Origin of the sequence: Mycobacterium sp. NPDC050853, from assembly GCF_040653875.1 — a bacterium.
Lineage (GTDB): Bacteria > Actinomycetota > Actinomycetes > Mycobacteriales > Mycobacteriaceae > Mycobacterium.
On the sequence record NZ_JBFAGW010000001.1, the window covers coordinates 691,690 to 705,206 of the forward strand.

Sequence of the window (13,517 nt, forward strand, 5' to 3'; positions counted from 1 at the left end):
CGCCGATGACGCACGTTACCGTCCTGACGAATCCGGCCGCCGGCCATGCCGCCGCACAGGCCGCCGAGGCCGCCATCGCCCATTTGCGCAAGCGCGGGCTGACGGTGACCCACCACGCCGCGTCATCGGTATCGGAATCGCATGCGCTGGCACAGGAAGCCGCGCGCACGGGCGCTCGCGGGATCGTCGCCGCGGGCGGAGACGGTCTGGTGAGCATCGCGCTCCAGGCGGTGGCATCCACCCCGGTGGCCCTGGGCGTGATCCCTATCGGCACCGGCAACGACTGCGCGCGCATGCTGGACATCCCGCTGGGAGACCCGATTGCCGCCGCCGACGTGATTGCCACCGGCAATATCCGAGTGATCGACGCCGGACGCATCCAATACAACGGGAACACAACGTGGTTCGCCACCGTGGTGGCCTCCGGCTTCGACTCGTTGGTCAACGATCGCGCCAATCGGATGAGCTGGCCACGGGGCCGTCGCCGCTACGACATCGCCATGGCACTGGAGGCCGCGAAACTGCGGCCGCTGCCGTTCCGTATCGAGTTGGACGACCAGGTGATCGAGACCGATGTCACCCTCGTCGCGGTCGGGAACGGAACCTCGTATGGCGGTGGAATGCGCATCTGTCCCAACGCAGTTCTGGACGACGGGCTACTCGACGTGACGGTGGTGGCGGCCGGTGGACGGCTCCGCCTGCTGCGCCTGTCCCCCACCGTCTACAAGGGCACCCACGTCGACCTGCCCGAGGTCAGCACCTTCCGGTCACGGCAGGTGCGGCTGACCTCCACGGATATCACCGCCTATGCGGACGGCGAACCGGTGGCGCCGCTGCCGATCGATATCGATGTCGTTCCCGGCGCCCTGACCGTCTTCGCCTAACCGGCCTTGTCCGCGAACAGGAATGCGGAGTGCGGGGTCGCGTCTTCCAGATCCGCGGGGATGCCACGACCGTGACGCTTCAGCAGGGCGGTGGTGGGCTCGCTGGTCACCTGCCACCCGCGGTTGGCGAGGAACTCGCCGGCATCGGTGCGGTCCTCCAGGTACCAGAGATCGGCGACGCTAGGAATCTCCTCGTCCTGGAGTTTCTCCGCGGCACGTCGAAATGCCTGCCCACGTTTCCGTTGGCGCTCAAGAGTTTCCGGGTCGAAGAAGCCTTCTCCGAAGTTCTCCACCGCGATACGGCTGCCCGGTGCGCTGAGCGAATCAACGCGCTCGAATAGCAGGTCCTGTGCTGTGGGCGGCAGATACGGCAACAGCCCCTCGGCAATCCACGCCGAGGGCAGGGCGGGGTCGAATCCGTTGGCTGCTAGCGCGGCGGGCCAGTCGTCGCGCAAGTCCACCGCCACCGGGACGTAACGGACGCGGGTGGTGGCGCCCTGCGCGTCCAGAGTGTCCGCCTTGAAGGCCAGAACCTTGGGCAGGTCCAGCTCGAACAACAGTGCATCGGTGGGCCAGTCGAGTCGCCATCCGCGTGCATCGAGTCCGGCCGCCAGAATCACCGCCTGACGAATCCCGGCCTCCCCCGCAGCACCGAAGAAATCGTCAAAGAACTTGGTGCGGCATGCGATATACGACCGCATGGCGGCAATCCGTTCAACCAATCGAGGCTCGGCCTCCAGCAGAGCTGCGGGCGGCTCCCCGTCGAAGCGGTACATGTTCCACACCCCGTCACCGGCTGCCGAGAGAAAGTGCCCGGCGTACGGATCAGTGATCAGCGGATTCTCGCTGCGGGTTTCCGCGTCTCTGGCGCTGGCCACTCCCAACGCGGTGGTGCCGACACTTTCGGTGATTTCCCAGCTGTCTCCGTCGCTTCGCGCCATGAGTTCCTTTGTACGCCGGCCTCCATGGTGCGCCGACAGGACGGCCCCCATAGTTATCAGTGCAGACCCCTCAAACCGCACATCCCACCACTGCAAACCAGCGAGACCCGTCCGGAAGCGCCACGGAAAACGAGCTCGCACTATTTATAGAACAACACGATATATTTGTCTAGCAATTTCGAGGATCGAGACTCACAGTGACCGACCACATCGCCGCCGAGGCAGGACGTGGACGCGGGCGGCCAATCAAGGACGGTAAGACGTCCGCAGAAGTGCGTTCGCACTTGCTCGACGCGACCGAGCGTGTGTTGACCCGGGTTGGGGCCACCGCACTCAGCATGGGGGCCGTCGCCCGCGAGGCCGGTTACAGCCGTGGCGTCGTGTACCGATACTTCAACAATCGGGACGAGGTACTCGACGCCCTGATCGTGCGCAGAGCAACAACGAACATCGCGGAAACGGCTCCCCGGCTGATGGCGCTCGGCGATTGGTCCGAGATGGTCGTCGAGTCCATGGTCATCGTCGCGACCGAGACCACCCAGGACCCCCTGCTCCGCGCGCTCGCCGACCCGGACGGCACCCATAGCACCGCCGCGAGCCTGATTTTCGGCTCACCCGGGCTGTCACAGATGCTCACATCGCTGTACGAGTCGATGTTCAGCAGCGGTCTGGCGCCGCTGCGCGAGGGTCTCAGCGCCGGCGACGCCTCGCGTTACGTGCTGTCGGTGGTCATGAGTCTGCTGTCGAGTTCCATACCGGGCTGCGATGATCCCGATCAGGTGCGCCGTTATGTCCGGACCTTTGTGCTTCCCGCACTCATGGAAGCACCGCCGCCGCCCGAGCAGGTGTTCACATAATGGCCGAGGATGTCTGATTGGCGATGCGCGGTTCGTCAGACAAGTAGAGAGTGGATCGCAGAGTTCCGCTCACTGACACAGACGGAGGGCTCCACCATGTACTACCTCGCGCTGCTGATCGGCCCCGAGTGGGATCGCACACCCGAAGAGGGCGCCCAGGAGATGGCCGATTATCAGAACTTTCACGCCAAGGCGGCATCTGCGATCCGTGCGGGTGACGCCCTGTTCCCCGTCGCCGACGGTGTCCGGATCACCGGGGGGCCGGATACCGCCGTAGTCACCGACGGACCGTTCGTCGAGGGCGCCGAGGTCGCCGGCGGCTACTACGTACTGGAGGCCGAGAACCTCGACGATGCGCTGGCGCTGGCCCGAGACATCCCGGAGGCCAAGCATGGTGCGGTCGAGGTGTGGCCACTGGTCGACTGCTCACAGGAGTTCGGCGGGCAGGGCGCAATGAGTTGGCTCGCACTGCTTCTAGAGCCACGCGATCGCGCGTATCCGCCGGGTAGCCCCGAATGGGAAGCGGTGGCGGCACAGCACGGAGCGTTCGGCGAGAAGGCGGGCGGGCATATCAAGATCGCCGGACCGCTTCATCCCCCGTCGACGGCGACCACGGTCCGGCTGCGCGATGGCGAGACCCTTCTCACCGACGGCCCCTATATCGAGGGTGCCGAGATCGCGAACGGTTTCTACGTGCTGACCACCGACGACCGCGACAAGGCCATCGAGCTCGCATCGCAGATCCCCGCATCGGTCGTCCAGCTGCGCCAACTCACCGGCGTCTCGGGTCTCTAACCACCGGATGACGACCGAACTGGACGGCGTCTTCCGGCGGGAGTGGGGCGCCACCGTCGCTGCCATCGCCCGATGGTCAGGGGACCTCACCATCGCCGAGGACGCCGTCCAGGAAGCATGCACCGACGCACTGCGCACCTGGCCGCGCGACGGCGTACCCGACAATCCGGGCGGTTGGTTGTTGACGGCCGCACGGAACCGGGCACGTGATCGACTCCGGCGCGAGACTCTACGCCCGGGAAAGGAATTGGCGGCCATGCTTGACGACATCACCGCCCGGACGGACCTCTCCGACCCTCATTCGGTACGCGATGACGAGCTGCGGATGATGTTCACCTGTGCCCATCCCGCCCTCGAGAGAATGTCGCAGCTGGCCCTGACGCTGCGGTTGGTATCGGGCCTGACGGTCGCCGAGATCGCCCGGGCGCTGCTCCATAGCGAAGCCGCGATAGGCCAGCGAATCACCCGCGCCAAGGCCAAGATTCGCACGGCCAATATTCCGCTGCGGGTGCCGCCCACCGAGCTGTTACCCGAACGCATCCCGCATGTGCTCGGCTGCATCTACTCGGTGTTCACCGAGGGTTATTGGTCGACGGGCGGACCATCGGCCATTCGAGACGAGTTATGCGACGAGGGCGCGCGTCTCGCCGGCGAGCTGTGCAAGCTCATGCCACAGGAACGGGAAGCGAACGCACTCGCTGCACTTGTGCTGCTTCATGATTCGCGGCGCCTCGCCCGAATGGAAGCCGGCGGCGCATTGGTCCCCCTGGAGGAGCAGGACCGGGGCCGATGGGATCGCGACCGCATCGCCCGCGGGCTGAGCCAGTTGCGGCAGGCGGCAGGATCGACCGGCCCCTATCTACCGCAGGCGGTGATCGCCGCGCTGCACGCCACCGCCCCGTCCTGGGAAGAAACCGACTGGCATGCCATTTGCCTGGCCTACGACCGGCTCGCGACCATGACGGATTCACCTGTGGTGCTGGTGAACCGGGCGTTGGCCATCGGGCTGCGCGACACCTCCGACGCGGGACTGGCCGCATTGGAAAAGGTCGCCCACGATCCGCGGCTGGCGCGATCGAACCTGGCGGTCACCGTCCGTGCCGATCTGCTCCGACGCGCCGGACGCAACGCCGAGGCGGTCGAATGGTATCGAAAGGCACTGTCCACCAATGGTTCTGCCCCCGGCCGAGAGTTTCTGCGGCGTCGTATAACCGAATGTGAAAGCACGACCCGGAGCTAGACAGCGTCGAGGACGCTCTCCAACCAAAGGCCGATATCGCGGTGGACGCGATCCTTCTCCGGCTCGTTGAGAATCTCGTGACGCCCGCCCGCGTAGAACCGATACTCCAGACGCCGGTGACCCTCGGTCAAATAACGGGTGATGAGACTCTGAATCGTTTCGGTTCGCCCCCCGACCGGATCCTCGCTTCCCGCGATGACGAGGATCGGCAGCTCGGTCGGAATGCGGGATTCATTCTCTGGCTCCCACAATGAGTGGAATCCCTTGATCACCGAGTACGTCATCGCGTTGGAGAAAGGCTTGCCACACAAGGGATCCGACTGGAAGGCGCGGATCTCTTCGGGGTCGCAGGTCTGCCACTCGGACCCAGTGGACGTGGCACCGTCGGCCACAAAGGGTGCGTTCAACGCGGCCAGCATGGATCCCATGAATTCGCTCGGTGCCATCGCATTCGGACCTGTGGCGACGGCCTCGAGTTGCGCGATTGCCTGCCGGTAAGCCTCCTCGGTGAGGCCTGGCACCGCGCCGAGTGTGCCGCAGAGGACGGCCCCCGCCAGTAGGTCCCCGTGGTTCTGGATGTGGGACTGCGTCAGCGCCGAGCCCATGCTGTGCCCGAACGCGATCAGCGGAAGCACGGGATTCTCGGCACGCGCGATGTCGGCGAGCTGCTTGATATCAGCCGCCATATCGTCCCAGGCGGTGACTCCGAGCAGCCCCAATTTGTCAGGGCCGGCGGTCTGCCCGTGCCCGCGAAGGTCCAGTGCGTACACCACACAACCACGCGCCGCGAGGAACCGGGCCAGGCGGTCGTACCGGGCACTGTATTCGGCGATACCGTGCGTGATCTGGACCGCGGCCCGGCTGGCGACCCCACACGGCGGTTGCCACCTGCGGTAGTAGATCGCCATCCGGTCCACATCGGAGGTGAATACGGAAATCTCGGGGCCGCCAACGGGATTTGTGTCGGTCACGGGTCGATTCTCGTTCATGACAGTCCTTCCTAATGGGGCTTCGCCCCATGGTCCTTACGCGATTTCGGCGGCGCACCTGCGGGCGTAAATAGCCTAGCCTTCGGCCTCTTCGATCGCCGAGAAGGCGATATCCACCGCATACGCCGCATCGGATTCGGCCCGAACAGCACCTACGGCAGGGGTGCTGACCAGACCAGCCGGGTGCCCCCGGTGTCCAATGCCGACACCGTGAACGTGCCCCCCGACTCGGTGGCCCGATTCGCGAGCCCACTCAGCCCGCTGCGGGCGACCACATCTGGTATCCCGATGCCGTCGTCAACCACCTCGATGACCAGCTCATCGTCAACCGACACCGTCACCGACAGTTCCCTGGCCCGGGCGTGCCTGACCACATTGCTCACGGCCTCACGCACCACCGCCTCGGCATCGCCGGAAGTATTGGCGGGCAACACATCCAGTGGACCGCTCATGCGCACCGATACGCGCAGCCCCGTGTCCGCCGTGAGCTCGTTGATGGTGGAACGCAGCGCTGCGCGCAACGATTCGTCGTTGGTGTGCAGGTCGAATATCGCGGTCCGAATCTCTTGGATCACCTCGTGCAGCTGGTCAATATGGTCGGCGAGGCGGGCCGCAACCGTCGGTTCTACGGACCGACGATGAGTGCTCTGCATCGCCAGGCCGACGGCGAACAATCGTTGGATGACATGGTCGTGCAGGTCACGGGCGATGCGGTCGCGATCGGCCAGCACATCCAATTCATGTTTGGCCAGACGGACCTCGGCCTGTTCCAGTGCCAGCGCCGCCTGCCCCGCGAAGGAGGCGGCCATATCGAGCTGCTCCTCGTCGAAGGCCACCGCTCCCACCGCGCGCAGCAGGATCAACACACCTGCCGTCGACTCCCCTCCCCCGAGCGGGAGCACCAGTGCAGGCCCGAACGCCAGATCCGTCCCCTCAGCCAGGTCTACCGCGAGCCGGCCCACGTTTCTCGGCTCCTGATCAACGAAGGTACTCCCCGAGGTTGACCCATCGATGGGGATCACCTTGTCGCTCAACACTTCTGCACCCTCGCCGAGATAAACGGCTACTACCAGCTCGGCGATATCCTCATCCCCGACCGCGCCCACCGGCAACGCGATAAACGCAAAGTCGGCCTCCGCCAGCAATGCCGCATTGGCGGCCACCAGGTGCAACGCCTTACCCGGGTCCACGCCGGCGAGCAGTTCGGCGGTGATATCCGCGGTGGCACGCTGCCATTGCTCGCGACGGCGGGCGTGCTGGTAGAGGCGGGCGTTCTCGATCGCGATGCCGGCCGCACCCGCGAGCGCGCGTACCACCACCTCGTCATCCTCGGTGAATTCCTGCCCGTCGAGCTTCTCGGTCAGGTACAGCCGCCCGAACACCTCGCCGCGCACCTGCACGGGCACGCCCAGAAAGGTTCGCATCGGCGGGTGGTTCACCGGGAAGCCGACCGAGGCCACGTGTGCCGCGATATCGCGCAGCCGCAACGGCTTGGCCTCGTCGATCACCACTCCGAGCACACCGTGGCCGGTGGGCAGCGGCCCGATCAGGTCGCGGGTGGCCTCGTCGATACCCTCGTAGACGAACTCCGTGAGCTTCTCGTCCGATCCCACCACACCGAGTGCGCCATAGCGGGCGCTGACGAGCTCCGATGCCGCACAGACGATTTCCCGTAGTGTCGCATCAAGCTCTAGCCCCGAGCTGACGGCCATGACGGCATCGAGCAAGGCATCCATGCGCCCGCGGGTGCCGTCGACAATCTGCTCGATCCGGCCTTGCACCTCGGAGAGCAGGTCACGCAGCTGCAAGTGAGCAAGCTCGGCCGTCACCCGATTGGGTTGCGCACCAACGTCCTCGACCACCATTCAACTCTCGCATACCTTGACCTCGGGTGAATACCAGACCGTCAGCCGTGGAGTCCCTGGTTATCTCGCGCTAATTTGGTGGCCAGCACCGCGACCTGTGTTCGGCGTTCGAGGTCCAGTTTGGTGAGCAGACGCGAGACATAGTTCTTGACCGTCTTCTCCGCCAAGAACATTCGCTCGGCGATCTGGCGGTTCGTCAGACCCTCCCCGATCAGCTCCAACAGGGTGCGCTCCTGCGCGGTGAGCCCGGCCAGCGGCGATGGATTATCTGCAGCAGCGCGCAATTTGTTCATCAGAGCGGCGGCGGCCCGGTTGTCCAGCAGCGAGCGTCCCGCCCCGACGGTGCGGACCGCGGAGACCAGTTCCATTCCCTTGATGTCCTTGATGACATAACCCCCGGCCCCCGCCATGATCGCGTCGAGCATGGCGTGTTCGTCGGTGAACGAGGTGAGCATCAGACAGTTGAGATCCGGCAATTTGGACCGCAATTCCCGGCACAGCTCGACCCCGTTACCGTCGGGCAACCGGATGTCCAGCACCGCGATATCCGGTTGCAGTGCGGGGATACGCGCCATCGCCTCGGCGACCGAGGACGCCTGCCCGATCACCGAGAAGTCCTCTTCCTCTTCCAACAGGTCGGCCAGACCTCGGCGCACCACCTCGTGGTCGTCGACCAGGAACACCGTGATCATGTCCGTTTCCCTTCCACCTGCCGCATCCAGTGTGGCACCGGCGACGGAATCCAGCACCGGCATCGCTACAGTCCAACCGCGTACAGATCACCGATGTGCTTGTCGCTGTGCGATATCGCGTCCAGCAGGTGACTGGCCGGCACCGCGTTCAGAACGCAGCCGGAGGCGCTATTCGCCGGAACCCCGGGGCGCCTTCCGTCGAATAGCGCCGCAGCCCGTACCAGTGTTCCGACACTCACGCTGTCGTGGAATGGGATAGAGCGCACCGTCATGGCATTCCTTCCCGTCGTACCTCGTTGATTCCACGGTACGACGGGAAGGATGTTGGTGACTACGGTCTTTGGTCCCTACTCGCAGGGGATGCGGGTCGCCGGCATCACAACAGCAAAGCCCCCATTTCCGGCTCAATGCGAGCGGGAAATGGGGGCTTTTGCAACTAACGTTCGCGGACGCGACCGAGAAAGGTCAGGCCTCCAGGAAGTTCCGGGTCACGGCCGGGTCGACCAGGATGCCGGGGCCGGTCGTGGTGGTGACGACGATCTTCTTCAGGTAACGGCCCTTCGCCGAGGACGGCTTGGCACGCAGAACCTCATCGAGGACAGCACCGTAGTTCTCCGTCAACTTGTCGGCGTCGAACGAGGCCTTGCCGATGATCAGGTGAAGGTTGGAGTGCTTGTCGACGCGGAAGTTGATCTTGCCGCCCTTGATATCGGCGACAGCCTTGGCCACGTCGGGGGTCACGGTGCCGGTCTTGGGGTTCGGCATCAGACCGCGCGGACCCAGGACACGGGCGATGCGGCCGACCTTCGCCATCTGATCCGGGGTGGCGATGGCTGCGTCAAACTCCAGCCAGCCGCCCTGGATCTTCTCGATCAGGTCGTCGCTACCGACAACATCGGCACCGGCGGCGGCCGCCGCCTCAGCCTTCTCGCCCACTGCGAAGACGATGACGCGAGCGGTCTTACCGGTACCGTGCGGAAGGTTCACGGTGCCGCGGACCATCTGGTCAGCCTTGCGGGGGTCGACGCCGAGGCGCATAGCGACCTCGACAGTGGCGTCGTACTTCTTGGACGAGGTCTCCTTGGCCAGCTTTGCGGCGTCAAGAGGCGAGTACAGCTTCTCGCGGTCGATCTTCTCGGCGGCCTCACGGTACGCCTTGCTGTTCTTGCTCATGGGAATCCAATCAATTGTTGGGTCGTGGTTTGCGATGAACCTCTTGGGTCAAGAGCTTCAAACACTTCAGGCCGAAGCGGGCCTTACCACTGGTATTCGGGGTGCTATGCCGTATTACTCGACGGTGATGCCCATCGAACGCGCGGTGCCGGCAATGATCTTGGCGGCGGCGTCGATGTCGTTGGCGTTCAGGTCTTCCTTCTTGGTCTCTGCGATCTCGCGCACCTGATCCCAGGTCACCTTGGCGACCTTGGTCTTGTGCGGCTCACCGGAACCCTTGGGCACACCGGCGGCCTTCAGCAGCAGCCTGGCAGCGGGCGGGGTCTTGAGCGCGAAGGTGAAGGTGCGATCCTCGTAGACACTGATCTCCACGGGGATGACGTTGCCGCGCTGCGAATCGGTCGCGGCGTTGTACGCCTTGCAGAACTCCATGATGTTGACGCCGTGCTGACCGAGCGCGGGACCGACCGGCGGCGCAGGGTTGGCTTCGCCGGCCTTGATCTGAAGCTTGATCAGCCCGACGACCTTTTTCTTCTTCGGGGCCATTCGGGTTTTCCTAACTTTCCTTCCGTACCCGCACGTTTTCGCGCGGGGTCCGGACCGTCATACGGTCCGAAGTTTTGTCAGAGCTTTTCGACCTGGGTGAAGTTGAGCTCGACCGGGGTCTCGCGACCAAAGATCGACACCAGGACCTTGAGGCGCTGCTGCTCGGCGTTGACCTCGCTGATGCTGGCGGGCAGCGTTGCGAATGGACCGTCGGTGACGGTGACCGATTCGCCGACCTCGAAGTCGACCTCGATGACCGGCCGTTCCAGACCACCGGTCTCGGCAGCGGCACCGCCGGCGGCCTCGGCCGCACCGCCCTTGGCGGGTTTCTTGGCCGGATTCTGCGGGAGCAGGAACTTCACCACGTCGTCCAGCGACAGCGGCGACGGGCGCGAGGTAGCGCCGACAAATCCGGTGACGCCGGGGGTGTTGCGGACCGCACCCCAAGACTCGTCGTTGAGTTCCATCCGGACCAGGATGTAACCGGGCAGCACCTTGCGGTTGACCAGCTTGCGTTGGCCGTTCTTGATCTCGGTGACCTCCTCGGTGGGCACCTCGATCTGGAAGATGTAGTCGCCGACGTCCAGGTTCTGCACACGGGTCTGCAGGTTGGCCTTGACCTTGTTCTCATATCCGGCATACGAGTGAATGACGTACCACTCGCCCGGCTCACGGCGCAGCTGCGCCTTCAACGTGACGGCAGGGTCGGCGTCCTCGTCAACTTCCGCCTCAGCGCCCGGCTCTTCCGAAGACGACTCAGCCGGCTCGGGTGCAGTTACATCGGGTTCGGCGCTCTCGTCGATCACATCGACCGATGCAGCGGTGTCACCGGTGTCTTCTGGCTCGCTCGCAGCGTCGCCATCGAAGGTTGTCACCGTTCGTCCTCTCTCGTCTTTCGTTGTTCTAGTCGGCCCGGCATTACCCGAATACGAGCATGACCAGCCGGCCCAGGCCCAGGTCGATCGCGCCGATCAGGGCGACCATGAACACCAGGAAGACCAGCACCACCGAGGTGTAGCTGACCATCTGCTTGCGGTTCGGCCAGATGACCTTGCGCAGCTCGGCGACCACCTGCTTGAGGAACACCCAAAGCTGGACCAACGGGTTACGCGACGGCCCCGTCTTGTCTTTCTTGGCGGTTGGCTTCTTGGCCTTCTTCTTCACCTCACCGGTCTCGGAAGCACCTGATTCGGTGAGCTCCGTAGCCACGGTCGAAGCGTCAGCACGGCGGGTCCGCTTACCCGTCGGGCGAAGCGGTTTGGTCGAGGTGACGGCCCGGTCGCTGTCGACTCCGGACTCGTCTAGCTCGTCGCTCATTCCCTTCCGTACCTCTCTTACCTTTCGGTGAGTGATCTCGTCGTTCCCTAGTGCTTACCCCAGGGCTTTGCAGGGGTGACAGGACTTGAACCTGCAACCTGCGGTTTTGGAGACCGCTGCTCTGCCAGTTGAGCTACACCCCTAGTGGCTGGCGCGCCAACCTGGTGGCCGGGGCCTCACACAACACACGCGCCTCCCGAGTACCCGACAGGCGCGTTGTGATGGGAAAACCCCGAATCTTGAGTGTACCCCGAGGCCAGCCCCAGACTGAAATTGCCTCGGCCGCTCATGGGACGGGTGCTAGATGAGCTTGATATCGGCCATCCGGTCCGAATCCCGGCCCATCAAGGTGGTGAACGCCTCCATAACCAGCTCGCCGGCCTGGTTGCGGACGACGTTGCGGGTGGTCACGATGTCCACGCCGAAAGCTTCCTTGTGGGAGTCAACCTGGAAGTCGCAAGACAGCTCGTCGCCCTCCACGATGGGCTTGTGATAGACGAACTTCTGTTCGGAATGCACGATCTGCATGGTCTCCATGCCGACGTCATAGGTGCGGAAGAATTCCTTCTGCACCAGCAGCGCCATCACTGCTGGAAAGGCCAAGGGCGCGATGAGACCGCGGTGCCCGAGTTCGGCCGCCGCCTTCGGATCGTGGCTGGCCGGATCTACCGCTTTGACCGACTTCGCGAACTCTCGGATCTTCTCTCGGCCCACCACATAGGTCTGGGAGTACTGGTGCGTCATTCCGACGACATCGAGTTGAAGCGCCATGATTACGCCAGCGTCGCCGTCGCGACGGCGCGGCCGAAGATCTTCTTGCCGTTGGTGGTAGCGGTCAGCGCGAGGGTCACCGACTTAGTGTCCGCATCGATGGACTTCACCCGTCCGTTGAAGACGATCTCCGCACCGACACCGTCATTGGGAACAGTAACGAAGCTGGTAAACCGCACGTTGTACTCGGTCACCGCGGCCGGGTCGCCGATCCACTCGGTGACGTAGCCGCCGCCGAGGCCCATGGTGAGCATGCCGTGCGCAATGGCGCCGTCCTCGAGCCCCACCAGCTTGGCGGTCTCGTCATCCCAGTGGATCGGGTTGAGATCGCCGGAGACCCCGGCGTAATTCACGAGATCCTGCCGGGACAGCGGAATCGTCTTCTCCGGCAGCAGATCCCCAACATTGACCGAACTGAACTCACGCAATGCCATCAGTTGAACCCGCCTTCTTCTCCGTCGTCTGCAGTGCGCCCGGCAAGAGTCGTGAACATCTCCTGCACGAGCTCACCCTTGTCATTGGTGATGAGGCTCTTGGTCACGACGATGTCTGCGCCAAACGAGCGTCGGATCGAGTGCACATACACATCGCAATACAGCGTGTCACCGGCTTTAATCGGGCGCAGCATCCTGAGTTCCTGGTCAACCTGGACGATTTTCTCGTCCTTGAGCAAGATGTTTGCGTCCTCGAAGAAAGCTACCTGGGCGGTGTATCCGAAGATGCAAAGGAAGGTGGGCGCAGCGACCAGCGAATCGTAGCCGAGAGCCGAGGCACCGGCCTCGTGGTGATGAGCGGGATGCTCGCTCTTCACCGATTCGGCGTGCTCCCGAATCTTCTCCCGCTCAACCACGTAGTGGTCGGGATATCGGTAGTGCGTTCCGACGAGATCTTGCGATAAAGCCACGGCCGGAACCTACCTACTGATGTTGATCGATACCAAGTAAGGCTCACCTATTCGTGTCGCGGCGGGGCGGCACAGGCGCCTACTGCTAGCGCGATTCCTTGTGCGGCTGGTGCGACTTGCAGTTGGGGCAGAATTTCTTCAGCTCCAACCGGTCGGGGTCGTTGCGCCGGTTCTTCTTGGTGATGTAGTTACGGTGCTTGCATGTCTCGCAGGCCAAGGTGATCTTGGGCCGGACGTCTGTACTGGAGGCCACTGCAGTTGCCCTCTTTCACTGTCTCGTTGTATTGCGTAGTACGTGGTAGCGGTGGGGAGGCTCGATCTCCCGACCTCACGATTATGAGTCGTGCGCTCTAACCAGCTGAGCTACACCGCCCCGATAGGCACCTTCAGAACTTCGTGCCCGAAGGTCCGAGTGTCCACCGAGCCCCCTAACGGAATCGAACCGTTGACCTTTTCCTTACCATGGAAACGCTCTACCGACTGAGCTAAGGGGGCATAAAGCCCTCACGAGGGTACCCGCTGGTGTCGGCGGAACCAAAACGG

Annotated in this window: 17 protein-coding genes and 3 tRNA genes; 4 read left to right on the forward strand and 16 right to left on the reverse strand. The window is 63.9% G+C overall.

Annotated elements, in window-relative coordinates; translation table 11 throughout:
* The first annotated feature begins 5 nt into the window (after positions 1-5).
* A complete protein-coding gene (locus AB0H22_RS03280; RefSeq protein ID WP_358144735.1) occupies positions 6-884 on the forward strand; it encodes a diacylglycerol kinase in 879 nt (292 codons plus the stop codon).
* Here AB0H22_RS03280 and AB0H22_RS03285 read toward each other — a convergent pair.
* The gene (locus AB0H22_RS03285; protein ID WP_180748738.1) at positions 881-1,825 is read right to left on the reverse strand and encodes a class I SAM-dependent methyltransferase; all 945 of its coding nucleotides are present in this window, start codon (positions 1,823-1,825) and stop codon (positions 881-883) included. The genes AB0H22_RS03280 and AB0H22_RS03285 overlap by 4 nt on opposite strands.
* A gap of 197 nt (positions 1,826-2,022) precedes the next feature.
* Here AB0H22_RS03285 and AB0H22_RS03290 point away from each other — a divergent pair, with 197 nt between their 5' ends.
* The 3 genes from AB0H22_RS03290 to AB0H22_RS03300 all read left to right on the forward strand — a co-directional run bounded on the left by AB0H22_RS03290 (position 2,023) and on the right by AB0H22_RS03300 (position 4,717).
* On the forward strand, positions 2,023-2,682 hold the full coding sequence (locus tag AB0H22_RS03290) for a helix-turn-helix domain-containing protein (protein ID WP_358144737.1): 660 nt from the start codon (positions 2,023-2,025) through the stop codon (positions 2,680-2,682).
* Between the two features lie 96 nt (positions 2,683-2,778).
* Complete coding sequence (locus tag AB0H22_RS03295; protein WP_358146033.1) at positions 2,779-3,477, forward strand: YciI family protein; 699 nt, start codon at positions 2,779-2,781, stop codon at positions 3,475-3,477.
* A gap of 7 nt (positions 3,478-3,484) precedes the next feature.
* Entirely contained in the window at positions 3,485-4,717 is a 1,233-nt protein-coding gene (locus tag AB0H22_RS03300; protein WP_180748740.1) for a sigma-70 family RNA polymerase sigma factor, read from the forward strand.
* Here AB0H22_RS03300 and AB0H22_RS03305 read toward each other — a convergent pair.
* From AB0H22_RS03305 to AB0H22_RS03375, 15 genes are all read right to left on the reverse strand, one after another.
* Positions 4,714-5,688 carry an alpha/beta fold hydrolase gene (locus AB0H22_RS03305; protein WP_358144739.1) on the reverse strand — a complete coding sequence of 325 codons (975 nt, stop codon included), beginning with the start codon at positions 5,686-5,688 and terminating at the stop codon, positions 4,714-4,716. The genes AB0H22_RS03300 and AB0H22_RS03305 overlap by 4 nt on opposite strands.
* 170 nt (positions 5,689-5,858) lie before the next feature.
* On the reverse strand, positions 5,859-7,568 hold the full coding sequence (locus tag AB0H22_RS03310; RefSeq protein WP_358146035.1) for a GAF domain-containing protein: 1,710 nt from the start codon (positions 7,566-7,568) through the stop codon (positions 5,859-5,861).
* 44 nt (positions 7,569-7,612) lie between these two features.
* Positions 7,613-8,263, reverse strand: a complete 651-nt coding sequence (locus tag AB0H22_RS03315; RefSeq protein WP_180749716.1) for a response regulator transcription factor — start codon at positions 8,261-8,263, stop codon at positions 7,613-7,615.
* Between the two features lie 65 nt (positions 8,264-8,328).
* On the reverse strand, positions 8,329-8,535 hold the full coding sequence (locus tag AB0H22_RS03320) for a hypothetical protein (protein ID WP_180748742.1): 207 nt from the start codon (positions 8,533-8,535) through the stop codon (positions 8,329-8,331).
* A gap of 193 nt (positions 8,536-8,728) precedes the next feature.
* The gene (gene rplA / locus AB0H22_RS03325; RefSeq protein WP_180748743.1) at positions 8,729-9,436 is read right to left on the reverse strand and encodes a 50S ribosomal protein L1; all 708 of its coding nucleotides are present in this window, start codon (positions 9,434-9,436) and stop codon (positions 8,729-8,731) included.
* Positions 9,437-9,550: 114 nt separating this feature from the next.
* Complete coding sequence (rplK, locus tag AB0H22_RS03330; RefSeq protein ID WP_180748744.1) at positions 9,551-9,982, reverse strand: 50S ribosomal protein L11; 432 nt, start codon at positions 9,980-9,982, stop codon at positions 9,551-9,553.
* Positions 9,983-10,059: 77 nt separating this feature from the next.
* Positions 10,060-10,857 (reverse strand): transcription termination/antitermination protein NusG, encoded by a 798-nt coding sequence (gene nusG / locus AB0H22_RS03335; RefSeq protein ID WP_358144742.1) that lies wholly within the window; start codon positions 10,855-10,857, stop codon positions 10,060-10,062.
* A 43-nt stretch (positions 10,858-10,900) separates the two neighbouring features.
* Complete coding sequence (secE, locus tag AB0H22_RS03340) at positions 10,901-11,299, reverse strand: preprotein translocase subunit SecE (RefSeq protein ID WP_180748746.1); 399 nt, start codon at positions 11,297-11,299, stop codon at positions 10,901-10,903.
* A gap of 70 nt (positions 11,300-11,369) precedes the next feature.
* Positions 11,370-11,442, reverse strand: a tRNA-Trp gene (locus AB0H22_RS03345).
* A 157-nt stretch (positions 11,443-11,599) separates the two neighbouring features.
* A complete protein-coding gene (locus AB0H22_RS03350) occupies positions 11,600-12,070 on the reverse strand; it encodes a MaoC family dehydratase N-terminal domain-containing protein (RefSeq protein WP_180748747.1) in 471 nt (156 codons plus the stop codon).
* Between the two features lie 2 nt (positions 12,071-12,072).
* On the reverse strand, positions 12,073-12,504 hold the full coding sequence (gene hadB, locus AB0H22_RS03355; RefSeq protein ID WP_180748748.1) for a (3R)-hydroxyacyl-ACP dehydratase subunit HadB: 432 nt from the start codon (positions 12,502-12,504) through the stop codon (positions 12,073-12,075).
* Positions 12,504-12,974 carry a (3R)-hydroxyacyl-ACP dehydratase subunit HadA gene (hadA, locus tag AB0H22_RS03360; protein ID WP_180748749.1) on the reverse strand — a complete coding sequence of 157 codons (471 nt, stop codon included), beginning with the start codon at positions 12,972-12,974 and terminating at the stop codon, positions 12,504-12,506. Before hadA ends, hadB begins: the two co-directional genes overlap by 1 nt.
* Positions 12,975-13,059: 85 nt before the next feature.
* Complete coding sequence (rpmG, locus tag AB0H22_RS03365) at positions 13,060-13,227, reverse strand: 50S ribosomal protein L33 (protein WP_162526255.1); 168 nt, start codon at positions 13,225-13,227, stop codon at positions 13,060-13,062.
* Between the two features lie 43 nt (positions 13,228-13,270).
* Positions 13,271-13,347: transfer RNA gene (locus AB0H22_RS03370), tRNA-Met, on the reverse strand.
* 49 nt (positions 13,348-13,396) lie between these two features.
* Positions 13,397-13,469: transfer RNA gene (locus AB0H22_RS03375), tRNA-Thr, on the reverse strand.
* Between the last annotated feature and the right edge of the window lie 48 nt (positions 13,470-13,517).